The organism is Alicyclobacillus tolerans, from assembly GCF_900142255.1.
GTDB lineage: Bacteria > Bacillota > Bacilli > Alicyclobacillales > Alicyclobacillaceae > Alicyclobacillus_I > Alicyclobacillus_I tolerans.
The window spans coordinates 1-23,013 of sequence record NZ_FRAF01000003.1; the positions used below are offsets into that span (position 1 = coordinate 1).

At 45.9% G+C, this 23,013-nt stretch carries 27 protein-coding genes; 21 read left to right on the forward strand and 6 right to left on the reverse strand.

All coding sequences use genetic code 11. The annotated features are described in order from the left end of the window. Positions 1 to 581: 581 nt before the first annotated feature. Entirely contained in the window at positions 582 to 881 is a 300-nt protein-coding gene (locus tag BUA75_RS02015; RefSeq protein ID WP_129583479.1) for a hypothetical protein, read from the reverse strand. A gap of 334 nt (positions 882 to 1,215) precedes the next feature. Here BUA75_RS02015 and BUA75_RS02020 point away from each other — a divergent pair, with 334 nt between their 5' ends. The 5 genes from BUA75_RS02020 (at position 1,216) to BUA75_RS02040 (ending at position 4,196) form a co-directional block, all read left to right on the forward strand. Then, on the forward strand, positions 1,216 to 2,256 hold the full coding sequence (locus tag BUA75_RS02020; RefSeq protein ID WP_072872926.1) for an EVE domain-containing protein: 1,041 nt from the start codon (positions 1,216 to 1,218) through the stop codon (positions 2,254 to 2,256). Positions 2,257 to 2,280: 24 nt separating this feature from the next. Next, a complete protein-coding gene (locus BUA75_RS02025; protein WP_129583481.1) occupies positions 2,281 to 3,090 on the forward strand; it encodes a DUF5677 domain-containing protein in 810 nt (269 codons plus the stop codon). 55 nt (positions 3,091 to 3,145) lie between these two features. Next, positions 3,146 to 3,388 (forward strand): DUF7669 domain-containing protein, encoded by a 243-nt coding sequence (locus tag BUA75_RS16495; RefSeq protein WP_072872928.1) that lies wholly within the window; start codon positions 3,146 to 3,148, stop codon positions 3,386 to 3,388. 103 nt (positions 3,389 to 3,491) lie between these two features. After that, entirely contained in the window at positions 3,492 to 3,890 is a 399-nt protein-coding gene (locus tag BUA75_RS02035) for a VOC family protein (RefSeq protein ID WP_072872929.1), read from the forward strand. A gap of 105 nt (positions 3,891 to 3,995) precedes the next feature. Continuing rightward, complete coding sequence (locus BUA75_RS02040; RefSeq protein ID WP_072872930.1) at positions 3,996 to 4,196, forward strand: hypothetical protein; 201 nt, start codon at positions 3,996 to 3,998, stop codon at positions 4,194 to 4,196. A 201-nt stretch (positions 4,197 to 4,397) separates the two neighbouring features. Here the strand turns inward: BUA75_RS02040 and BUA75_RS02045 are convergent, their stop codons facing one another. Then, complete coding sequence (locus BUA75_RS02045; protein WP_072872931.1) at positions 4,398 to 4,607, reverse strand: hypothetical protein; 210 nt, start codon at positions 4,605 to 4,607, stop codon at positions 4,398 to 4,400. A gap of 461 nt (positions 4,608 to 5,068) precedes the next feature. Here BUA75_RS02045 and BUA75_RS02050 point away from each other — a divergent pair, with 461 nt between their 5' ends. The 6 genes from BUA75_RS02050 (at position 5,069) to BUA75_RS02075 (ending at position 9,490) form a co-directional block, all read left to right on the forward strand. After that, a complete protein-coding gene (locus BUA75_RS02050) occupies positions 5,069 to 5,350 on the forward strand; it encodes a hypothetical protein (RefSeq protein ID WP_207549682.1) in 282 nt (93 codons plus the stop codon). Positions 5,351 to 5,413: 63 nt separating this feature from the next. Continuing rightward, complete coding sequence (locus BUA75_RS02055; protein ID WP_129583482.1) at positions 5,414 to 5,656, forward strand: hypothetical protein; 243 nt, start codon at positions 5,414 to 5,416, stop codon at positions 5,654 to 5,656. Positions 5,657 to 5,982: 326 nt separating this feature from the next. Continuing rightward, the gene (locus BUA75_RS02060) at positions 5,983 to 7,041 is read left to right on the forward strand and encodes a DUF262 domain-containing protein (RefSeq protein ID WP_072872934.1); all 1,059 of its coding nucleotides are present in this window, start codon (positions 5,983 to 5,985) and stop codon (positions 7,039 to 7,041) included. A gap of 179 nt (positions 7,042 to 7,220) precedes the next feature. Continuing rightward, positions 7,221 to 7,853: a YdeI/OmpD-associated family protein gene (locus BUA75_RS02065; protein WP_072872935.1), complete on the forward strand. Its 633-nt coding sequence runs from the start codon at positions 7,221 to 7,223 to the stop codon at positions 7,851 to 7,853. A gap of 288 nt (positions 7,854 to 8,141) precedes the next feature. Then, positions 8,142 to 9,179 (forward strand): hypothetical protein, encoded by a 1,038-nt coding sequence (locus tag BUA75_RS02070; protein ID WP_072872936.1) that lies wholly within the window; start codon positions 8,142 to 8,144, stop codon positions 9,177 to 9,179. Positions 9,180 to 9,187: 8 nt separating this feature from the next. Beyond that, positions 9,188 to 9,490, forward strand: coding sequence for a hypothetical protein (locus BUA75_RS02075; RefSeq protein ID WP_129583483.1), 303 nt, complete (start codon positions 9,188 to 9,190; stop codon positions 9,488 to 9,490). Positions 9,491 to 9,545: 55 nt separating this feature from the next. Here the strand turns inward: BUA75_RS02075 and BUA75_RS02080 are convergent, their stop codons facing one another. From BUA75_RS02080 to BUA75_RS02090, 3 genes are all read right to left on the reverse strand, one after another. Next, positions 9,546 to 10,019, reverse strand: a complete 474-nt coding sequence (locus tag BUA75_RS02080) for a hypothetical protein (RefSeq protein ID WP_129583484.1) — start codon at positions 10,017 to 10,019, stop codon at positions 9,546 to 9,548. Positions 10,020 to 10,456: 437 nt separating this feature from the next. Then, positions 10,457 to 10,729 (reverse strand): hypothetical protein, encoded by a 273-nt coding sequence (locus BUA75_RS02085; protein WP_129583485.1) that lies wholly within the window; start codon positions 10,727 to 10,729, stop codon positions 10,457 to 10,459. 269 nt (positions 10,730 to 10,998) lie between these two features. Further along, positions 10,999 to 11,475: a hypothetical protein gene (locus BUA75_RS02090; RefSeq protein ID WP_072872940.1), complete on the reverse strand. Its 477-nt coding sequence runs from the start codon at positions 11,473 to 11,475 to the stop codon at positions 10,999 to 11,001. A gap of 714 nt (positions 11,476 to 12,189) precedes the next feature. On the opposite strand from BUA75_RS02090, the gene BUA75_RS02100 reads away from it, so the two are divergent. From BUA75_RS02100 to BUA75_RS02120, 5 genes are all read left to right on the forward strand, one after another. After that, positions 12,190 to 12,705, forward strand: a complete 516-nt coding sequence (locus tag BUA75_RS02100) for a hypothetical protein (protein WP_072872942.1) — start codon at positions 12,190 to 12,192, stop codon at positions 12,703 to 12,705. Between the two features lie 352 nt (positions 12,706 to 13,057). After that, the gene (locus BUA75_RS02105) at positions 13,058 to 13,633 is read left to right on the forward strand and encodes a class I SAM-dependent methyltransferase (protein WP_072873080.1); all 576 of its coding nucleotides are present in this window, start codon (positions 13,058 to 13,060) and stop codon (positions 13,631 to 13,633) included. A 5-nt stretch (positions 13,634 to 13,638) separates the two neighbouring features. After that, positions 13,639 to 14,115 carry a YbaK/EbsC family protein gene (locus tag BUA75_RS02110; RefSeq protein WP_072872943.1) on the forward strand — a complete coding sequence of 159 codons (477 nt, stop codon included), beginning with the start codon at positions 13,639 to 13,641 and terminating at the stop codon, positions 14,113 to 14,115. 157 nt (positions 14,116 to 14,272) lie between these two features. After that, positions 14,273 to 14,683, forward strand: a complete 411-nt coding sequence (locus BUA75_RS02115) for a hypothetical protein (RefSeq protein ID WP_072872944.1) — start codon at positions 14,273 to 14,275, stop codon at positions 14,681 to 14,683. A 149-nt stretch (positions 14,684 to 14,832) separates the two neighbouring features. Next, positions 14,833 to 15,495, forward strand: a complete 663-nt coding sequence (locus tag BUA75_RS02120; RefSeq protein ID WP_072872945.1) for a hypothetical protein — start codon at positions 14,833 to 14,835, stop codon at positions 15,493 to 15,495. A gap of 599 nt (positions 15,496 to 16,094) precedes the next feature. On the opposite strand, the gene BUA75_RS02125 is transcribed toward BUA75_RS02120, so the two are convergent. Then, positions 16,095 to 16,520 (reverse strand): hypothetical protein, encoded by a 426-nt coding sequence (locus BUA75_RS02125; protein ID WP_072872946.1) that lies wholly within the window; start codon positions 16,518 to 16,520, stop codon positions 16,095 to 16,097. Between the two features lie 1,262 nt (positions 16,521 to 17,782). Between BUA75_RS02125 and BUA75_RS02130 the strand changes: the two genes are divergently transcribed. The 5 genes from BUA75_RS02130 (at position 17,783) to BUA75_RS02150 (ending at position 23,009) form a co-directional block, all read left to right on the forward strand. Further along, positions 17,783 to 18,229: a helix-turn-helix domain-containing protein gene (locus tag BUA75_RS02130; RefSeq protein WP_072872947.1), complete on the forward strand. Its 447-nt coding sequence runs from the start codon at positions 17,783 to 17,785 to the stop codon at positions 18,227 to 18,229. A 77-nt stretch (positions 18,230 to 18,306) separates the two neighbouring features. After that, positions 18,307 to 19,275 (forward strand): hypothetical protein, encoded by a 969-nt coding sequence (locus tag BUA75_RS02135; protein WP_072872948.1) that lies wholly within the window; start codon positions 18,307 to 18,309, stop codon positions 19,273 to 19,275. 240 nt (positions 19,276 to 19,515) lie between these two features. Then, entirely contained in the window at positions 19,516 to 20,094 is a 579-nt protein-coding gene (locus BUA75_RS02140) for a restriction endonuclease subunit S (protein WP_072872949.1), read from the forward strand. An 11-nt stretch (positions 20,095 to 20,105) separates the two neighbouring features. Next, positions 20,106 to 21,644 (forward strand): type I restriction-modification system subunit M, encoded by a 1,539-nt coding sequence (locus BUA75_RS02145; protein WP_072872950.1) that lies wholly within the window; start codon positions 20,106 to 20,108, stop codon positions 21,642 to 21,644. Between the two features lie 33 nt (positions 21,645 to 21,677). Further along, entirely contained in the window at positions 21,678 to 23,009 is a 1,332-nt protein-coding gene (locus BUA75_RS02150) for a restriction endonuclease subunit S (RefSeq protein WP_072872951.1), read from the forward strand. Positions 23,010 to 23,013 lie beyond the last annotated feature (4 nt).

The following is a 23,013-nucleotide window of genomic DNA, read 5'->3' on the forward strand; positions in this document are numbered from 1 at the left end:
GACTAAGGCAGTCCAAGCTTCGCGGTTCCCATTACGACAATCAAGTACCAACTCTGATACGCTCATGCTTCACACCTCTTTCTCGGTATTCACCCGTTATGATTCGAGATGAGGTGATTTGGTTCTCTCCAATGTTTCAATTGGCACATCGGGTATAGCATCACATCCCAAAGCCATGTATGTCCCTCCGCCCGTAATCCCCGTTCTTGCCCTGCCTATTCATTCCGCATCGGGCACATCAAACTCCCGCAACGTCCCGTTGTCATCGCTTACCCCATGACCACACGCACAGATGACTGTAGATCCGCACATTTCGATTGGGAGCTTTCCAAGCTCGGCACCATCTTTCCACTCAACCTCGCGACTACAGTTGTTGCAATGGATGACGAACATGACTCAGACCTCCGTTTGCTCAGGGTGGTAGGGGACGAGACGTATAAGGGCAAATCCCAATGTTTCTACTCCCCGCCTTTTTCGGGATACACGATGAATTGATCCGTCTCCGCTTCTGAAAGTTGAGAAGGAGCTACTCCGCATTTTTTACAATACTCATACAGCCGACGAACCTGACTCTCCCTTGGTCAGGGGCAGGGGACACGGCGTAAATTCCGTCTGGGACTATCATCTCTATCATATTCCTCCATGAGCCACTTCCGTTCTTCAAGAAGCCATTTCCAATCAGCAATATCAACGGTTTCCGACACTCCGTTGGTCAGACGACGGAGTAAGTCCTCAAATGTCCCACTGTAGCGGTTTTCACACACTCGTATCTGGTCATTGATGGCTTGTAGCCTCTTCATCAATTCTTCGTACTTGTGTTCCGTGACCTGTTCATGCCATTGACGCTTGCAGTTTTCAACGAAACCGTCGCCGTCTATCATCCCTACTCTCCGAAATACCTTTTCAACTTGCACATCACCTCTTGATGTCTTTGGAAGATACGCTTTGTGCTCATTGCCATGGGAATGGTTGTTGTACAAATTGGCTGTTCGAGCAACATTACTCTGTGAGATGGTATGTGATTCGAATGCTCCTGTTTACGTGTCACATTGCTTCCCCCATTTCTGTCCCGCAATCAAACAACCATGTAGCAAGCTATGAAGCCAATCATTTTCATCATGATAGCTCAAGTAAGATGGCTTGTAAAAATATGGTTCAATGGTGTTTAGTTTCAAACAGGATTGAGAGGTTATGAATGAAGGGCGGAGAAGGTCTATGTCGAATACAAATCATAGCGATGGAATTAAACACGACCGTCTGAGAGGCGATTTGATGTCTGTTCACATTTTTGTTCTGAACGAGAAAAACTTCGACGTATGCATTCGTCGTGGCATAGCAGGCATTCCGAATCATGAAAAAGACCAATATAACGATGCGTTGATATCACGAATGGCTCCCATCAGAAAGGGAGACTACATTCTGTTCTATATCATGGATGTCAAAGAACTACGGGGGATATATAGAGTGTTAGACAAACCCTTTTTTGACACCACACCCGTATGGGAGTCCCAAGACCCTAACCGCGTTTATCCGTTTCGTGTCCGAATTGAAAACTCCGATTATGTGTTTGAGAACCCGATTAAGTTGAACGATGTGTATGATTTGAAGGATAACGGCTTGATGTGGACGTTCAGTCTTCAGAGACCAGGAGGGGCTTCGAATACCCTTTTCTCCATCACAAATGATGAGTTTCAACATTTGTTCCGATTATTTTTGAAGCTGAACCCCGTTCTCACACCGCCACGCCCGATTCGTGAACCGTACCCATATCACGAACCGAATCTTCTAAGCCAACTGCACTTAAACAGCAACCATAATCCGAAGTATGAGTACAGTGTGATGGCATTGTTGCTGAGTGAGTTTACAGAAGGACGTTTCAAAGGCATTTTCGGGGAGTATGATGACTTCTTGGGGTACATTCCGACAAGCTTCGGGAGAGAAATGGATGCGCTTCTCATTACGCACAATCCATTGAACAAAGATGAAGTCATCGCCTACAACATCGTGGAAGTGAAAAGAGACCGCTTTGACGAGGACGGATTGGTGCAACTCTTGCAGTACGAGGACTGGTTTCTTCGCAAGAAGGTCAATGGTGATTTCAATATGGTGAGGGCAACGGCAATAGCGCAAAGCTTTAGTGACAAGGTTGTCGATTATGTAGAGAAGCGGAAGCAGTACGAAGGAAAAGGCATTAAATTGCTGGTTTTCTCGAATAGCGAACACGGATTTGAGCTTACTCCGATAGCGCGTCCCTAAAAGAAGAATACGCGGGTGATGATTATGGACGATCTGTGGGCGGGCATTGAACGGGATTTGAAAACAGCAGAGGAATTCATTCAACTCATCAATGATAATGAACCCAATATTCCCGTGTCCAACCCAAAGGGAGATGGGCTTACATATCTGATGTCACGGCAGGTTCGTTCCTTAAAGGGACTCTGTTTACTATGCCAAAACAGGAGTGACCACTCGGCGGCAATTATCCTTCGAACGATTATCGAAGATTATCTATTGATATGGTATTTTGAGCAATTCGATGATGCGAAGGACAGTTGGTCTCATGCAAGAGTAGCCCAGGGTATCGGGTATATGGAGCGATTGAAAAAGTATTATGACACAGACTCGGTGATGTCAGAGAGCATTGCCAAGTATCAGGATTTTTTACGTTCTATGCAGTTGGAAGACAACGATGTCGCAAAATGGGATAGCCGACTTAAACAGAGAATGGATAGACTACGCGACAAATTGCAAGAAATCGATACCAAATTGACAAGACAGTTGTTCATTTATGACGTTTTGTACCCAAAATTCAGCGGATGGGTTCACGCCAACGGAGTGGAACTTGGTCGCTATGTGCAACATCATTCAGACGACTATTTTTCGATGTATTTAGAAAGCAATCCTATCCTCATTAGCGAGATACTTTACAATGCTGTGAAACTGGTTGGAGCATCGTTCATCAAATACCTGGTCATTCTTCACGAAACAAGCGATGAATTTTCGGAACTGCCTATTGTAGAAGTTGACGAATGGCTTCATCAACGGCTCGAAAAGATGTCCTTTATTAACCAAAATCTAACTGATGATTAGAGTGAGTTAGTGCTCAGATGAGGTACGGAATCTTCCATATACGGGAGTGGGGCTTATGGTGATTAGTAAGGAGAATGCGGAACATTACAGTTGGGGTGCGGAAAGGCATAAATCATTTCATGGTTCAAGAGTCGTTGACTACATGAAAGCGATGAAGACCACATATCCAGAATCAACGATTCGAACTCACGTTACGTCGCTGTGCTGTGTGAATGCGCCGAATCATCATGCAACAGTGTTTTCTGATTTTGAACGGATGGACCGTGGGGTTTACAGGATACATAAACTTAAGGGCTAACCCTGGGTGACAAGGGATGGTTTGACGGTTATTGAACGATTGACATCTCGCACGGTCTTAAATAGAGGTTGATGATGAGGAAGACTATTGAGTCGAAGGGAAGATGCTTGTGGGCGGACTTCACCATATCGAGATATATGTATCAGACTTACAACGTTCGGCTGAGTTTTGGGGATGGTTTCTGCCTGAACTGGGATTTGAACCGTTTCAAGAGTGGGATGAGGGACGTAGTTGGAAGTTGAACGACACATATCTGGTTTTCGTTCAAGCAAAGAGAAAACATCTCGATATCCCGTACAATCGGTGTCGGGTAGGATTAAATCATTTGGCTTTTCATGCGGACTCCCGTCAACAGGTAGATGATTTGACTGAGAAGGTACGTGCCAAGGGGATGACAATCCTCTACGAAGATAGGCATCTCTATGCGGGTGGGGCAAACCACTACGCTTTGTTTTTCGAAGACCCTGATCGAATCAAAGTCGAGGTAGTAGCACCGAGTTAAAGGCGTTAAGGGGAAAGAACTCGGCAGGAGGGTGACACAATGACTGAATGAAACAACGGCTCGAAACCAGATAACACGAGTTGGATTCTGGAGCGCCCAAACGACATGAACACGATTCGTATCATCGGAAATGTATACACCACGGTATCTGAAGATGAATTCACGGATGCATTCATCGAATGGCTGGAGAGCAAAGGGTGGAGTTTCTTCGGTCGGACGGCTGAACTTGGCGACGAGGACGATGACGGCGAAATCCTCGATGGCATTCTATCAGAAGAAGCCGTGAAGGATAGGGAAACAGAGTAGATGTGGGTAAATGGGAGAAGAGTAAAACAGGGCGTTCAAGCTTTCTTGCGGGTCATCAGTGCGCTATGCCGTAGCTTTGCGAAAGTCCTCACATATTGTAATAGGTGATCCCTGGAAATGCCATAGCCACGGGTATCACAGTTCGGTGAAGCTGTTGTCCCTTGCTACGGAAATCCTATCCTTCGCTGATTGAGGCAGTCTTTAGGGGTTTTTCCAATCACGTTGGTCGTCATTGGAAAGAGATGCCCATCCTTCATGAAGATTCCTGCATTTTAGTTGCACGACGATCAGACTTCCACTATCCAGAAAAGGTTGAGTCATAGCTACAGATTCGCATTTCCCCTGTGCCGCAGGGCACTGTTGAAAATCATCCACCCAAGCCCCGCCAGCAATAAAGGTAGCATTTCGCAACAAGAGCCTCGCTGACCCGATGGGTCATCTTTTGACCGTCTTTTCCTTAGATAAGCATTCAGAAAATCAGAGTTCATTATGGGGAACCAAAAAGTTGTTCTGGCTGAGAACCTCCACTATATATAAAGCGATTCGAGAACAACTTTTCGGTTCAATTCTATCATAACGCGATTCTGATTTACCTCAATGGACGACCAGGAACAACTTTTGGTCAACTGTGGTGACAGCGATACACGAGGTCATTTCCTCATGCTGATACGTCTATCATTTACGTTTAACGGCGATATTGGACATACTCTTATGCTGTTCTTAGGGGCTAAACTCGTGGAGTACCATAGCCATCCCAGGTCTAAATCTCATCTTCGCGTCGCGTGGACTCTACATTCAAATATCTACAAAGTTCAACGCTCCTCCCTTTACACGGTGGGTGCATGCTCATTCCACATTCATGCTTTTCGCATATGGTGTGGGATAAAGCACTTGTGGGGGTGGAACGAATGGACGAGGTGTTACAGGAAGTTTCTCGTCTTGAAGCCGATACACGCCACGATTTAGCCATATTCCTGATCTTATATTTACTGGTTGGTCTTGACCTATTTTCCATCAAGGACGAGAAACAGCGGGAAAAGATGACTGCCGCATGGGTTTCCTGGGCAGTCGTATTCGTGTTAATTGGATTTTTCATCCTTGCCCCAGCAAGAGCGGCAGAGGAAATAGCAAGAACGAGGAAAACACTTGCTTGAGTGGAGGTTTGGAGGTGACTAAAAGCCCCACTTTGCCGAACGGTGTGCCATACAGATGAAGAGATGACAATCATTGCTACAAGTGCCGTTGTGTTTTTGACGATCTTCATCCTGATGTGGGGGATGTTACCAGAACACTTCATTAAGAAAATCAAACCAGCGATGCTCACATTCCGTATCTCACAAATCATGCTTAGTGTATTAGTTATCATCCCTGAGAAGGAAAAGCACGCCTCCGTAAAGCATCAGATTGAAACGAATGCCCACCGTGCCGTGAAGGCGTGGAAAATGGTACAGACGGCATGATGCGATCTCAACATGAAACAACTAAATCGGTCCATGAAAAAACTCCGATTGTTTTACCCCCTGTCACCACCAGCGAAGTTCCTATTATCCCCGTCCTTGACGCTTAATGCCTCCGCCGCGATACAACTTGCATGTGCTTCAAACTGCGCCCTGTTCGGAATCAAAACATTTCCTCTGAATTCCCTCGAATAAAATCTCCCTTGTCCCTCGCCTTTTACGTTATAATACCGATGAAAAATGTTTAGAACGTAACCGTATTGAGTTTTGCCCTCAGGTATCATTGTGGGGGTGCAACAGAATCATGATTCTGTCAGGGAGTGACGTTGATGAAGGCATCGAAAGTCAAACACAAGGTCTCGCAACTGCAACGCATGTATAAGGGGAAAAAGCTGTCCTTTGATTTGGCGATACAAAGAAAGGGAAACATCTGGGACGTGAAACGCCAGTCGATGTTTATTCATAGCGTGCTTGCTGGCTACCCGATTCCCAATCTATTCGCCACCAAGGACGAGAACGTATTTTACCTTCTGGATGGGAAGCAACGCCTGTCCAGCATTTTCGCTTATCTCAATGACGAATTTGCACTCTCTTTCACACAAACGCCCAAGCCCAATGTGAATGACATTGACGTAGAGGGATTGACATTTAAGCAATTGCCAAAGGAGTTTCAGCAGAGAATTCAGGAGTACCAATTTGAAATTGACGTGGTGGAGGAGATCACTCAGTCGGAGATAGAAGACATCTTTTGCCGACTCAACAATGGTGTCCCACTTCGCCCCATTGAGACAACCAGGGCGATGCTCGGCAAATCAGCATTAGAGTTCGTGGAGAGCCTGGCGAAAGTTCCATTCTTCACGGATAAGGTGAATCTGTCGAAAGCGGCGAGAAATCACTTCGTCGATCAAGAGTTGGTTCTGCAAATCCTCGCTCTACTCAACGACCCTCTAACGGGATTTAGCAAGAAGGAAATGAAAGAGTTTGTTGAGAAGCTACGTGATGATCATCAGCGTGATCGATTCAAATCACAATTCAATAACGTCTGCTTTTACCTGAATGAAGCCTTCCCCAGCGAGAAAGAAAAGCTCTTGCGGAAAGTGCATATCCCTATGCTGTTCAAGTTGACGCTCGACATGCAACACAGAGGGATAGAGATTCCTGCGGAGATGTTTGGGGAATGGGCGAGAGGGTTTTTGAATGCTCCACCTGAAGCGTATGTAGAAGCGTATAGTTCAGGAAGCGCAAAGAAGGAAAATGTCCAGAAACGGCTGAGAATCATGACCGAGGAATTCGAAAAGCATTTCAATGTCAAAGTCCGCGACGAAGTGCCGAATGCGGGTGACGAGGTAGCGGTGAGCGTGGAGACGGTTCAAGAGCAGGGCGAATGAGCGAATAAGTTGAGAAACAGTTCACGGAACGAGGGGAATGATGGTCACTCCCCTCGTTTGTGTTTCGTATACAGTCGTCTCCACAATGATCGTATAAATAGAATTAACGCCGTTGTTCGTTGGCAACGGGTAAGCTAATCCAGTATAGTCTGACGAGGATGTAAAAAAGGAAGGGTTTCATGGCACACAAAACGATGAATCCTAAAGTGGATGACTATCTCTCTCAGGGTTGCATGCGTTGCAAACTGGGAGGCACTCCAGACTGCAAAGTCCATAAATGGGAGGAGGAATTGAAAAGATTGAGAGCGATCCTCCTTGACTGTGGGCTGACAGAGGAATTGAAGTGGTCTCAGCCTTGTTACACATACCAGAAGCGAAACGTCGTGATGATGAGTGCATTTAAGGAATATTGTTCATTGAGCTTTATGAAAGGTTCCTTGTTAAAGGATGCCTACGGCATTCTCGTCAAACCTGGAGAGAATACGCAGGTGGGACGTCAGGTTCGCTTCACCAATGTAGAGGATATCATCAAAATGGAAGCTATCTTGAAAGAGTATATACATGAAGCCATTGAAGTCGAGAAATCAGGAGAGAGACCGAAGATAAAACAGAACCAAGAGCCAATACCTGCGGAGTTTCAACGGAAGTTGGATGAAATGCCTGATTTGAAAACCGCTTTTGAGGCATTGACCCCAGGACGACAAAGAGCATATATCCTGTATTTTTCAGCACCCAAGCAATCCAAAACTCGTGAGTCACGAATAGAAAAATGTATGCAGAAGATTCTCGATGGGAAGGGATTAAATGATTAGTATATTCTTCTTGAATTAATGAAGGAAAACCTTCGGCACAAATTATGCTTTCCAATTGTATAAATATCCATAATGAGGCATAACGCCGTGATGCTCTGCATTTTACGGCTTGGGGTGTTTACGTCGCCATTTCACAGTGCTTCGCATTAGGGGCACGGTTCACTTCAAGAATCCATCACGGGTCTGGCGTGCCTGCTATGGATAGAAGCCAGGCTGTCAGCATTGCCAATCAACTGATAAACCAATGGTAAAGAGGGCATGTATTGCAGTAGGAAGGTGGATGAGAGCATGCACATAATTCGGTTTAGTGCGGTACTGGCAGGGGTTCTTGCAACCACTTTCTCGTTGTACGGATGTGCTCCTCATCAACCTACTCAGAATCAAACGACGAACACGGTATCTCAACCACAAACGCCGCCGTATGACTACAATTCACTCGTGGGTTTTCAACCTGTGTTGCCAACTCAAAGCTTTCAACTGAAGCAGATTTCTTCGTATGTTTTCAAGTATGTAAATGCCCCTTGGGGCAAGGTCAATCCGCAAGTGATGGAGACATGGGGAAACGGCACTGCCTATGATGCGATGTATATCTCGCCCAATGGTACAGGGAAGTCATTCACAGTCATGGAGACAAGCACTGATTCAAACAATCCACCGAATGTCGGATCTCCATGGAAAACTGTGAAACACAATGGAATAACCTTCTTTGAAAATGATGTAAAGGGGTTCGGAGGGATAGTAGCCACTATCAAGCAAGGTGTACTTTACGTGGTTACATTTGCGAACAGCTTCACCACAACCCAACTGGAACAAATACTTGAATCTCTAAGCATCCCAGTAAAAACGGCTCCAGAACTGATAAAGACGCAGACCTTTGGATTTCAACAAGCACCGACTGCTGTGCCCTTCTCGGCTCTCATACCGAAGTCCATTCCGTTCAAATGGGACACAAGAACTGCGTTTGGTGAAGATGTAAAAACTCATGATGGCAAGGACAAACAAGAAATGGGTCGTTTAACGTTGACATACAGTCATGGTCAAACCCAACTCAAAATCCTGGAAGCCATCGGTATGAAGTACATCAATCCCAATATTGCCAAGGCTCCAAATGGTATAAAGGTTACTCTATCTGATGGAAACGAAGCTGTCTACATTGACGGGGGTTCGGATGTTTCCATGGTTGACGGCGGAAGCCCCAATCGTAAAGTGCTAACGTGGAACCTCAATAACGGCGTGAACCTGGTCATCGTCTGCTCCATGAATCTTACCGAAGACAATTTGATTGAGGTTGCCAACTCGTTAGAAACGACTAAGGAGGGGAAGTGAATTGGGCAGTGAGCATAAAGTGGATTCACGGACGCTACAAAGAGGATAGCCGAGTGTTCGACTCAAAGTGGGAAGCGGAGGAATGGGCAGATTCCCTGTATCCCGATATCGTTGGGGAGGGATTCGTTAACGTCGGTTATGCAACACCCGATAAAAAGGTCGCAGATTTCCTTATGCGACAGATACCGCGCTGGGCGGAATATCTGAGAACGCACAATCCTTCAATGCCAGCAGTAACCGTGGGAACATCGACTGAAATGGTCGATGGACTCCTTCTCTACAAAGTATGGATTGCACCTGAGATGAACTGATTCTGGCATGCGGGACACGGCTCACCCTAAACCTCTAATCCCGCTGTTTTTCCTTTCAGTCACGGTATTGCACACTAAGCCACCTGTCGCCTCGACGCAGTACGACCACATTGGGATATCGCCAGAAGGACAACAGAGGTGCAAAAATCCCCAGCAACAAGACAGCCTCACACAACCCTTGAATCGCATCCACTTTGCTCATAAGGTGGGTCGCTTCGTGCAACTCCATGAGATTGATGACAACCATGAACGCGATCAACACCAGCCCAACGATGGTGAGGGCTTTCGCAGTTGACATGGATTGTGCCGATTTCTTGTGGAGCCGCCAGTGCCCAGCAAACGCCCCCTTGTCTATGATGCACACTGAATTCGCGTTGTCCAAACGAAGAGTGACCCGACTCCTGCGATACGACATTCGTTGAATAGCAGGTATCCACACCAAGATGACCAAGCAAACCCATGGAATGTCGAATCGAAACCAGTTCGACACTGCTCCCTGAATCGATGGCAAACGAAACATCACGGTCAAAGCCCATACAAAGCTCCCTATTAGTGCGATGCAATAAATAACGAAATACGATATCCTTGTGTAAGAGTAAACGCGGGCTTCCTTCAATTCCTCCATCGCCTTATCCCTCATTTTCAAGATAGTGTGACTACCATTTGCCCAGCCAGTATATAGAAGCAATATTCCGTGTAACAAATTGATAAATTCGATGACATTCCAAACTATAATCCAAAGAATGCCTTATGTTTTTCGTGCAGATTGGTACAAGAAGAGACCGAGTTCCAAAAAGTTAAGGAAAAAATGAAAAAAATCCCTATCCCCATGTGCTTTTATCGTGGTTCGGGGCATCCGTAGCGATATAGACAATGATAATGAGCGAAATGATGAGTCCAACGATTAGTTGTATCATTTATGGTTGTCCTTTCAGGTCGTTGGCATGAAATTAATTCTATAACGCCTTACCCCTGTTGGGAAGAGTTTGCCGAATTTCCATGCACTGTGACAGTCGAATAAACGGGACTCAGGGCTACGAGGATTCCGATGATACAAGCTACTGCCCACAGCCAGGAGGTACTTCGTCTACGATATAGTGTGACTCCAATGGCAATCACCAGACTGATGAGAGCAGGTATGCGAGCCACCACATCAGCAAAGCTGATAAACGAGAACAGCAGTAACAGAACTGTTAATATCCAGAGAATCGTCAGCAAAACCATTCGATACATCGGCATCACCTTTTATTGTTCTTGCCGTAGCCTACATACCCTAAAGTCCCGTTCTTTACCACTTCCACACAAGCCCAGCGACTCCTGTTTACGTTTGAGAGTGGAGAGCGATAAGGGCAGAAGAATGGATTGAGTAGGACAAGGTTCAAGAAATGTAACCACAAATGTTGAAGGTTATGGATAAATAGACACTTGCATCTGCGGTTTTGGAACCTGAACATATTTTCCCTCCAGAGCCTCCACCCAAAGACCTTAACACAAAGAAAATGAGACAGTCATTCGATTGAAACAGGTCGTTTCTGCACCGTTTCCAACTTACCTGCATCCAAATCGAAAATGAATGCGATGTCGAATTTCCCTTCGTGATAGTGCGGTGCAGAGTCAGACAGCAAAGCTATGGTTTGCCCATCCCGCTTCCTGACTCGTTTGGCAACTTCAGCATTGATAAGTTTGCTATTTCGTCTGGTATCTTGGTATAAGAACTGGAGGACACGCCTTATATTCTCTTCATACCCATCGACTCCGCGCTTGAACAAGTTAATGAGAAATATGCCGTCACCGTCACCAATCATCTCCTCAAAGGGAGTCCACTCAATATGTTCCAAGATGTCCGCGGCATAGTCGATATCCTTGCTCCGAATCATATCGAGAACCTTTTTCTTTCGGGGTGTATAATCCTCCATATTGGTGTGCCACGTACAGCCCTTGATAGTCCCTTCGTGCCTAAACCCTACGAAAATAGCTGTGTTCATTGTTAATTGATTCCTCCTTTTTGGTTTGATACCAATCTATCACGGTGTCAAGATTTAGTCAGCCGTTTTTATGTCGGACGGTGTTCGAGGGCGGGACAGAGCGGGGATTTTACGAAGAAACAGATAGGGTTCAGTAAATGTAAACATAAGCGTTTCAAGTTGTGTAAACAGGTATGGTTACAAATATGTAAACTGTTATGGTTTTCTTATGGAATGGAATACGTACCACCCTATCAAGCCTATCTGTCTCAAGCCCTGGCTCAGTTGATCCAATGCCCTCCGTCTGCTATCCTCAAATTGCAAGGCTCCCCGCGCGTCACGGAGAGATTAAACCGAGAATATGGCGCACAGGTAATGAACGATGGAACAAGCGGGAAGGGAAAAAGTGGATTTTAACCCTAAGCCCATTTTACTGATCCCTGCCTTAAAAAGCCGTGTGACTCACCGCCGTCAAGTGTGAGAACTCAGGTTGAATCATCTGGAAGCAATACAAACGGAGACCCCCTGCCGTTGGATTGAAGTGGGGCTGAAAAAAGATTTGTCAGAGGTGGCGAGATGCCGCCTTTTCTTCATTTCAGGGGACTATGAGCAGGGAGTAGGCGTTTCTCTGCCCGCCTTCCCAGCGAAAAGGGGAACTGCTCATGAAAGAACAACAAGGAATCTGCCGAAACGGATTGTAATGCTTATACGTCTAACTCTAAAAGGGGTGATCTTGTGAAATATGTAGTGGTGTTGATTTTGCTCTCCTCGATTTCACTTGTTGGTTGCGGAGATGTGCCGCAAGCAGTTGTAAAACCAAGTCAACAAACTGTACAGTTCCCAAAAGCGACGGACATTCAATATGTGTATGTTAATGCGGGATTGGCGGCGCTATCCTATACGCCGAAAAACGAATCGGAGACGGTGGCACAGATTGAAAAGTGGTTAGCGACAGCTAAACCTGTATCTGTACAACTTCCGCCACCTCCCAACCCACCAATCGAGACAGCCGCCAATACGAACCCTGCGGTACTCGAATTGAAGTTGTCCTCTAAACGCCAAGTCTTGATAAGTCCGACATTTTACATGTCGGGACATTCGCAGGATTTGAGCAAAGTGTATCACTTTGTCGATGGTGTGATATCGTATCAAGTCGAAAATAAAACAGCCTACTTTAAAGACCCAAACCTATATAACTGGTTAAAAAACGATCAATGGCAAAGACAGTTCAACACCAAGTTAGCACAGTGAAGTGGGTTATCCCTTCGTCGCAAGCGAGGCAAATCTTTAAGAAGTGTGCCCCATCCAAAATGCTTTGGCGATATATTAAAATCCTTGTTCTCCATTTGTAAGTTGTGGAAAACGCGATTTGGGATGAATGAAACATCCATGGGCAATGCGGTGATGTTGCCGTACCCACGCGAATAAGGGCATGCGATACAGTTATTTGGGCATGTACGTTTACCCCAATTCAAATTCTGCTATGCTTGTCCAATCGAAAGACAATAGCTTTGCTTTGTGCTGGATTTGAAGGCGGCAAGAGAAGAACGGGCGGAGGAACTTCTGAGGAAGCACTGGATGGTGGCGAAGTGTGACGACGAACATTGATCTAAGAGTTGTGGTTGGATCAGGCGGAAGCAAGAACAACGTCGGTTGGGTGCACACAGAAAAGGACGAATTAAATCTATTGAAACGTAGTGATTGGGAACGCATGTTTGCTCCGAATTCAATTTGCGCTATTCTCGCCGAGCATGTTTGGGAACACTTGACGTATGAGGAGGGCATCGAAGCCGCTAAGACCTGCTATGATTTCTTGAAGCCAGGGGGATATGTAAGATGTGCGGTTCCTGATGGGTTCTTCAGAAACGAAGCGTATCAGAATCTTGTGAAGATAGGCGGTCCTGGTCCAGCCGATCACCCAGCGGCAGGTCATAAAATCGTTCATACATATCGGACACTACAAAGCATGTTCGAAGAGGCTGGATTCCATGTGCGTCTCTTAGAATACTGCGATGAGGATGGCGAATTCCACTACAACGACTGGGGCGAGAATGACGGGTTCATTTATCGCTCAAAGAGGTTTGACCACCGAAATCAGAACGGGGAATTGGGATTTGTCTCTTTAATTATTGACGCAATCAAGCCTGGTGAAAGACGCTCATCATGCAGAGGGGAGTGACTGCGATGAGTCAGTTCAAAGACAGTGCACAGAGATTACAGGACAGGTTGTTGGAGCTTGGGTATACCAACAAGGTGGTGGAATTACCCGACAGCTCACGAACCGCCCAGGAAGCGGCTGATACCATTGGCTGTGAAGTGGCGCAGATTGCAAAACCCATCATATTTCGTTTGCAAAGGGTAAATAATCCGTTGTTAGTCGTTGCGAGCGGGATCAATCGTATTAACGAGAAATTCCTGTCGAATTACCTCAATGATAACCTGCTGAAAGCTGATGCGGATTTCGTCCGTGAACGCACAGGATTTGTCATAGGCGGAGTTCCGCCGCTCGGTCACAAGGAAATCATCACCATCATCATTGACGAAGATCTCTTTCAGTTTCAAACGATCTGGGCGGCGGCAGGGCATCCAAAGGCAGTATTTGCGTTAACGCCTGATCAACTGGTGGAAATGACCAGGGGAAGGGTGATGGCGATAATCTAAAGTTGGTGGGGACAAGTAAGATAGGGTGAATTCCGACGTTTCGAGGCGTGTGTATGGATGGTGTATGTCAAATGTGTTTTATGCGTGGTACGCTTATTGTAGAAACGGGCAGGAGAGTTCAAGAACGCATCGACTCATGCGAAAGAAGGTGTAAGCCTTGAGAATAAATAGCTCCATCGAGTTGACTGCTGGAGTTATTATCGTCGCTTTTGTTTTAATGTTTGGTGGTGTCTGGATATATCGCTACAACCACTCGGTATCGTGGACGACAGCACAAACAGTCGTTCAAAACTACGGGATCGAGCATAGGTTATTTAAACTTCCGATTCTCAATATGTCTTCTCAGGTTCATCATCGTTGGAATGGAGTCTGGCTGGAGAACTATTATTTTTTTGAAACAAGCGATACAACTGCGAACGCTGAACATCCGTCAAAGGACTTTACCAATGGGAAGTTGCCACCCATTTTAGAAGTTACGGTTAGCGGTGAAACGGGGAAAGTCGTCGCAGAGGATATTTCGCAATACTTGAAGGTGAGTTACCCAATTCATGGCTTTAAAAATCACTAAAGACCAAAGACCATTGGTTGTGTGTTTGTTGCGATTATGGGAGCAAATGTTTATGAAACTTGACCCATCCAAACTGTTAAGAGGGTATATTGAACTCCTTATTCTGTGCTTTTAAGTTGCGAAAATGCGCTAAAGGGTGAATACTACACATGGATGACGATATGACGAACCCCCACGAGGGCATTGCGCCTCCACAGCCTGCTGAATATGACCGTTTTGTACGGGAGCTTGAAGAGCGACTCTATAACGGTTGCAGTGTGACATTTGCTGTTCCTCACCATATGAGCACCTTGTTGGCTCGCGGTGTTTTAAGCAGGTTGGAAACGCGAGGATGCTACACGGCTGAGATTGATCTGTCTGACGTCTCAACGATTGAGGGATTAACGATTCGTTTGTTACAAACCGTTCTTCAATTACATACTGGTATTAACCCCCTACCGAACTCCTCCCTTAGCAACTTGATAGAGAGCCTGTCCCGACCTGACATCCGTGCCAACATACAAGACGTTGTGGACGTTCCATATTTGCGGAGTGTTAAGGAAAGTCCTCTTGAACTCCTGGATGAAGCTGTTAGTCTCCTGCAACGTATCCCTGAGCAATCGGACAGGCGGCTGGTCGTCTGGTTTCACGAGTTTCAGATGAACGAGCAGATTGACGACCTCTTGCTGAAGCGGCTCCGCGCCCACTTTCAACATCAGACCCATGTAAGCTACGCGTTTGTCGGAAGCGATCCTGATGTGATGAGGATGTTATTTGCCGACCAGAGTCAGGCTTTTTATAGGTTTGCTGTGATGTTACAGTATCCAGAGTGAAGAAAGGGAGCAGATTGTAGGGCTTCAGTAAATGGCGTTCGGACAGCAAAACGGCGCATCGTGGAACTTGAAATTTGGTAGAATGTAGCTTATCCATACCGCGTCAATTTCCCTTTTCGTTACATCACGATGGTCAGCTTGGTCGGTAGCTGTCACACACCCTTTCTTTAGCGTTTTGGAGCATCATCACCATCCGCCTACTGCACCCACATGGCGACTGCCTGCACGACCGCCACTCGTCCATATTACAAGACCCGCCGCACCCACAGGGCTGGGCGAGATGGTACCTCTCAAGCTGTTTTGGGAGGGGTATGGGGGTGTTTGTTGACCTATAGGAAAAAACGTGAAAGAGATAGAAGTAAAACAGCAAAAATGGCAAGGAATTTGAGATAACCCCTCCATACACCTCCCACTTTCGGAACACATGCCTCTCACCGCATGGATGTGTGGTGGCGGCGTTGTGCGGGTGAAGGCGAGAAGTCACGGAGAAGAACGTCACGACACAATGATGCGACTGTACGTGTTGTGTAGGATTTGTTCGGGGGTATGCAACGTAGAGGACTGGTACGCCCTCAACCCCAAAGCCCATATACCAAACATCACCTTTTCCGCCGTTGCGATGTCAAATCTAAAGTCACCCCATTTCTCCATGCCCAGCCTCGAAGTTCCTGTATCACTTTGTCTGTATCCGCAAGTCTAAACAAAATTGTAAGCGGGTATTTTCGTTTCTTGAAATACAATAGGAACGTGGAACTTCGCTCAAGCACCCGAATTTTCCCTACGTCTTCTGCTGTATATGTCGTGTTGCCGAATATCAGTTCGCTATCCGTCATGCTCAGCCTCGGATACTTAAACGCGAGATACAAGGCGAATCCAATCCAGGCAAGCAGATAAGCAGAACCAATTGTCCATACGATTTCCTTGTACGGATTGGGCAGGCTATTTCCGAGAGGCATCCAGATTATAATGAAGGCACCGAATGGCGCAACGGTAGGTATGGCGTTCACTTTGTATTTCAGACGCATCACCTCCAACTATCCAGATTCTATGTGATTCTGTGCTCGCGATCCATCCCTATGTTTACGTTTCAATATCTGTAACCATTTTTGTTTGCTGACTTGGAACTTTAACCACTTGTTTTGCCCCTTTAAAACTCTCCCCTTTTTGCGCTACGATTGTCCACTGCCTGTCCTTCGATAAGCACCGCCTCAAAGTCTCAAATCCCTTGTGGCAGTAAGGAAGATCGACCCAAACAACTTACGGAAAACATAAACCTATATATGTGAGAAAAACATGAGGGAGATTATGGGGGTAGGGCGAACGAACCATAGAGTTTTGTGCCAAAGTAGAAGGGTAGAAGAGCGCTACTGTTTCATGACCAATTGCGAAGGTTGCAAAACTGCATTGGTATTGATAACTGCGGTAAGGGAAAAGATGTGTCTCAATCAACGCAAATCAGACATGAGAGCATTGTGAAATAGAGTGAAGTCGATGGTACCCCTCTGGCGAGCGGAGGTCTAAAAGCGCAGAAAATGCAAAGAGTTGACTCCTGGTGTCGAGGTACCCTCATCGACCTGCCAGGGTTGCCTGCGATTAAGGACAAAACCCTTGTTCAATCAACGCCTTCGCGGTGGGGAGATTGGAATTGGGAAACAGGAAGATACTCAACTGCCAGTATGCAGGTTTGTAAACAACGTAAGTGAAACTGCAACTCCGTGGGATGCTCAGTAATCCCGTGATTTGTGGAGTAGACAGCCAGCGTAAGAACCGCGAAGGAGTAGCTTCGCCCTCATAAGTGTAAGCCATCATGTAGACTGAACCCAACGTCCCAAAGTCCCCCCTGAACTGTGGATGCAGTCGTGACTTCTCCTTGCGGCTTTGTGACAGACCTTCAGTGTTGAGCAACCATCCCAATGGAACTGTTTGATTTTCAGCAAATGTAATTGTTTATGGTTTCATTTATGTAAACATATCAGGTTCAGGTTATGCGGCTGTTTATGCTTGGGTTTATGGATACAGTTATGTTTTGTTCCACGGAACGATGTACTAATGTAAAGACACGGCTTAGGTATAGCAGTCCTTAGCCATCGCATACCCGAAAATCTGGATCCCGTTTCTATCAGCCTTCGCAAAACGCATCTCTGCCCTGACCTCACTTTTCCCTGCAAACTCAGCCCTTCTCCCGACCCTAAGACCGAATAACTTCTATGCCTCTTGAGTAAAAGAAATAGATTCGAAAATACACCAGGATTCCCTTTGCGGGAAACATTGCAGGAGGCGAACAGATGTGAGCAATGATCACGGTAAGCGTGAAATCCCTGACTCGGTAGGAGCGCGGATTCGGTATCTGAGGAAGCAACTCAACCTCTCACTCAAGGACTTGGAGCGTATGACTGGAGTGTCGCCGAGCTACATCAATCGGCTGGAGAAGAATCATAGAAAGGCTCCGAGCGTGCCAATCATCTACAAGCTGGCACCCGCCCTTGGAGTTTCACCGCAGGAACTCATGGAGATGACCGAAGAGGAGCAGAGGGAAAAAGATGTGATTGAGCTTGTCCTTACACATCACTACACCATATGCAACGGTATCCCAGCGACGCAACCCATGAAGGACGGTCTTGCTGAGATGTTGCAGACGGTGATGAGCAGTGATCTGGATGGAACGAACAAGGTGCGTGACAGCATCGTGATCATCGAAAAAGTACGGGAGTTTCTGAAGCTGATTAGGGAATAACCGTGAACCAGGTAGAGAGGACTCCTTGATAGGGGTTCTCTCGTCATTGTTAAAGGAAACACAAGGAGGCTCATTCTATGAGTTTGAAAGGAAGCGAACGTGAATTCATTTTCTCGCTGTACCTGAAGGAGCACAAATCCATTCTGGAGGATGTTATGGGGAGAGGGATGACTGACCCGTTGCTTGAATCATATTGGCAGGGATACAAGCTCGATCTGTTCGGTTATGACAGGGCTATGGGAACGCCTATCGTTTCTGAAATTTGGCTCGGAAAATCGGACAGCTACCACCAGGAGCGGTTGTTGAAGCTGATCGATGTACTGGATGAAGGAACGATGTTGCTGTACCTGGCATTTGGTTTCCAGGTCAGGCATGTTCGAGAACTGGAACAACGAGTGGGTAGCGGTAGTAAACCTATGAAACTGCTGTTGGTTCGGATTACAGATGAGATTATGGAACCGCTTGAAAAGCTCAATTCGATGCACAAGTTGGAGGTATACGGCTCGCTGGGGTTATTGGGCGAAATTCTCAATCTCCTTCGGGTCGTCCAGACCATTGAACATCCGCTATACAGGCACCTGATCCCAAAGCACATCCCTACTGACCATGCTTTCGACTTCAAAAAGCGTGTGGACGTGAATCGCTACTTGCTGTATCGATTGCGTGAGGCTGTCCCTAACTTCTTGCCACTCCAACGAGAAAAGCACTTCATCGAGGACAACGCCACAATTATCCTTGGCGGCGGGCGTACAGGGATACAATTCTACATCTCGGCAAGAAATAGAAGGAACCTGGCATTTGTAGAATTGCGATTTGACGAATCGAATCGTGAGTTATTTCAACTGTTCGCGACGAAACCGTGGATTTTGAAGGAAAAGATTGATGACAGGGTGAAGGTTCAAGACAATACCATCGGGTGCTCTTTCAAGGTGTGTGACACGGTTGAAGCCACAGTGGATGAATTGGCGCGGATCTTTAGCAGGATGATTAAGCACATTGGCTATCCGTTGTTCGATATCTTGCAGTATGAGCGTCAGATGGCGTGATAGAGCAGAGAGGAGAGCAAAGGCGTTGGGATAACCAACGCCAATACATAAAAAACAAGCCTCAGATGCCTATTTCTGCGATACTGCCCACCATTCTCGGCGCTTCCTCCTCACTACATGTTGATCCTCTCGCAAGCTTGGTAAATTATACTTGACCACGAAGAAATAATGTTATATTGTTTATTTGACAACAACATCGACGATGCAAAATTGTATATTTAACATGAGAGGAGGGGGCGAATGAAGCTTGGTCAAGTAGCGGGGATTAAGACAGGGCTGGTGCTGACCCGAAAAAAAGCGGAAGTAGACTACGATGTGAAGGCGCAATATCGGTTGGTTACGCTGAAGAACATCAGTCTTGACGGAACATTCTCCGATGAGGCGTTCGAGTTGTTCCAAAGCAACGACGAGTTGGACGCCGACCATTTCACTCAGGTTGGTGACATATTGGTTAGGCTGAGCCATCCGTATACGACGGTTTACATACAAGAGGAACAGCAGGGATTACTCATACCGTCGTACTTTGCTGTGATTCGTTTGTATTCCAGCGTCGTCGCACCTGCTTTCGTAGCTTGGTATTTGAATACTGAACGTGTAAAAAATGAATTGCTTAAACATCAAACAGGGACGAACATCCCGACCACCAACAAGAGTGCTCTTGCACAGGTGGATATCCCTCGTGTGCCGATTGAGAAACAGCGGATGATTATTGAACTCAATGCTTTGCACCAAAAGGAAATAGGGCTTTATCAACAATTGATCAAGGAGAAACAGAAACTCAATACGTTAGTGACTTATACGATAGCGAACATAAGTTGAGGAGGATTTTCGTGACAGACCAGAATGAAAATATTCAAGGTAAGATCAACAACATCCTTTGGCAAGCCTGTGACACGTTTAGGGGCAAGATTGACTCCAGTATCTACAAAGACTACATCCTTGTCATGCTATTCGTGAAGTACCTTAGTGACACCTATAAAGAGAAGTTGGATGAGTACAAGGATCGTTACAAGGGCGACGAGGAACGGGTCAAGAGGGCAATGTCGCGAGAACGGTTCGTCTTGGACGAGATTTCGACGTTTGACTATCTCTACTCGCAAAGAAATAACTCTGAAATTGGCATGATTATCAACAAGGCATTGGAACACTTGGAGAATGAGAACACAGGTAAATTGCGTGGCGTGTTCAGGAACATCGACTTCAATTCAGAAGCGATTTTGGGCAAATCGAAAGAACGTAACGCCATGCTCAAGACTCTCCTGGAGGATTTCAACAAACTCGATCTGAGACCCTCTGTTGTCGGTCACGACGATATCATCGGCAACTCGTATCAGTACATGATTGAGCGGTTTGCCAGTGATGCAGGTAAGAAGGGAGGAGAGTTTTTTACTCCCTCAATGGTGTCAGAACTGCTGGCGCGATTAGTGAAGCCACAGGAGAATGATCGGATTTATGACCCAACCTGTGGTTCAGGTTCGCTTCTGATTCGCGTAGTCAATCAAGTACCAAATCGAAAAGTAGCTGTCTACGGGCAAGAGCGTAATGGTCAAACGCACTCGTTGGCGTTGATGAATATGTACCTGCACGGTATTGACGATGCGAAGATTCTGTGGGGAGACACGTTGTCGAACCCGCTCCATCTGGAAGACGGCAAGCTCATGAAATTTCAGGTCATTGTCGCGAATCCTCCCTTCTCTCTCGATAAGTGGGCGATGGGCTTTAGCGGAGACAAAGCCGACGACGATAAACCATTTAAGATGGAGGCAAGCCTCGACCCGTACCGTAGGTTTGAGTGGGGTGTTCCACCAAGTTCAAAGGGGGATTACGCCTTTGTGCAACACATGCTGTATTCCCTGGCTGAGAATGGACGAATGGCAGTCATCCTTCCTCATGGCGTTTTATTCAGAGGTGGGAGTGAAGCGAAAATCCGCCAACAAATCATCGAGCATAACTTACTCGATGCGGTAATTGGACTGCCACAAGGATTGTTTTTTGGAACAGGTATTCCTACGTGTGTAATGGTGTTCAAAAAGAACAGGACGAGACGTGAAGTCCTGTTCATTGATGCGTCAGGTGAAGAACACTACGAGAAGGGCAAGAATCAGAATCAATTAAGGGAGTCTGATATTAGGAAGATCGTCGAGACCTATGATGCTTTCAAGGTTGAGGAAAAGTATTCTTATGTCGCGTCCATCGAGGAGATAAAGGACAACGAGTACAACCTGAATATTCCACGGTATGTAGATACATTCGAGGAAGAAGAGATTGTCAATATGGATGAAGTACAAGAAAACATAACACGGATTAAACGTCAAATTGCTGATGTGGAAGAGAAGATGGCAAGGTATCTACGACAACTCGGAATATAATTGAATTGCACGTCGGCCGAGTGGAGGTTTGTCATGAGGACATTACAAGAAGAAAAGGGCGGAATACACGGTCAGTATCCTTTAGACTGGGGTGAAACTACCCTGGGGGAATTAGGTACATTTTTCAAGGGGAAGGGAATTACTAAAAGAGAGACGAGTCCTACTGGGTTGCCATGCATTAGGTACGGAGAGATATATACGGATCATAACTACGTGATAAAAAACTTCGTATCTTATATAAGTGCCGATGTTGCTAAAAATAGCACGAGAATTCAAAGGGGAGACATATTATTCGCGGTTTCGGGGGAAACAGCAGAGGAAATTGGAAAGTCAGTAGTATATCTCGGCGATGAGGAGGCCTATGCGGGTGGCGACATCGTAATATTTAGACCTCGGAATGCGAATAGTCTTTTCCTTTCGTATGTACTGAATTCTACGAGCCTCGCAAGACAGCGAGCCAGATTAGGAGAAGGTTACTCGGTAGTTCACATCTACTCCGATGAACTAAGGACATTAAGAGTACCTATGCCTCCTGTATGGGAACAACAGAGAATCGCAGAGATTCTTTACACCTGGGATGAAGCCATTGAATTGAAAGAGGAACACATCGCGCGGAAGAAAGACCGCAAATATGGGTTAATGCAGAGCTTACTATTCGGAAAAATTCGATGGAATGAAGCTGAAAAGGGGACGAAAGATAGCATTTGTCAGCGGTTAAAAATGATGCAACAGAGGAAAATTCCTGCAGGATATCAAAAAAGGAAGTGGATGATTATTCCTGATGACTGGAGATTTGTCAAAATCGGCGATATTGCAGAGCAGGTATCAATTTCCAACGAGGAAAATTATGATTACCCCGTTCTTTCGTGTACTAAATACGACGGCTTGGTAGATTCGCTAAATTACTTTGGAAGAAGAGTATTTAGCGAAGACCTATCAAATTATAAAGTTGTACGCAGGAATCACTTTGCATACGCGACTAATCACATTGAGGAAGGTTCAATTGGCCTTCAAAATCGATACGACTGTGGTTTAGTAAGTCCCATGTACACTGTCTTTAAGGTAAATGAGAAGGTGGCAGATATAAACTATCTGTACTCGCTTCTAAAAACCGAAAACTATCGAAGAGTTTTTGAAATGATGATGTCCGCATCTGTGGACAGAAGGGGTAGTCTACGGTGGAAGGATTTTTCCAAGATACAAATACCGCTTCCGTCACTGGAAGAACAGAAGAAAATTGCCGAGGTTCTAACAGTAGCTGATGAAGAGATAACACTTTTGGAGCAAGAGTTAAAACAGCTTTATCAGCAGAAGAACGGACTTATGCAACTTCTCTTGACGGGAAAGGTCAGGGTTCAGGTTTGAATTG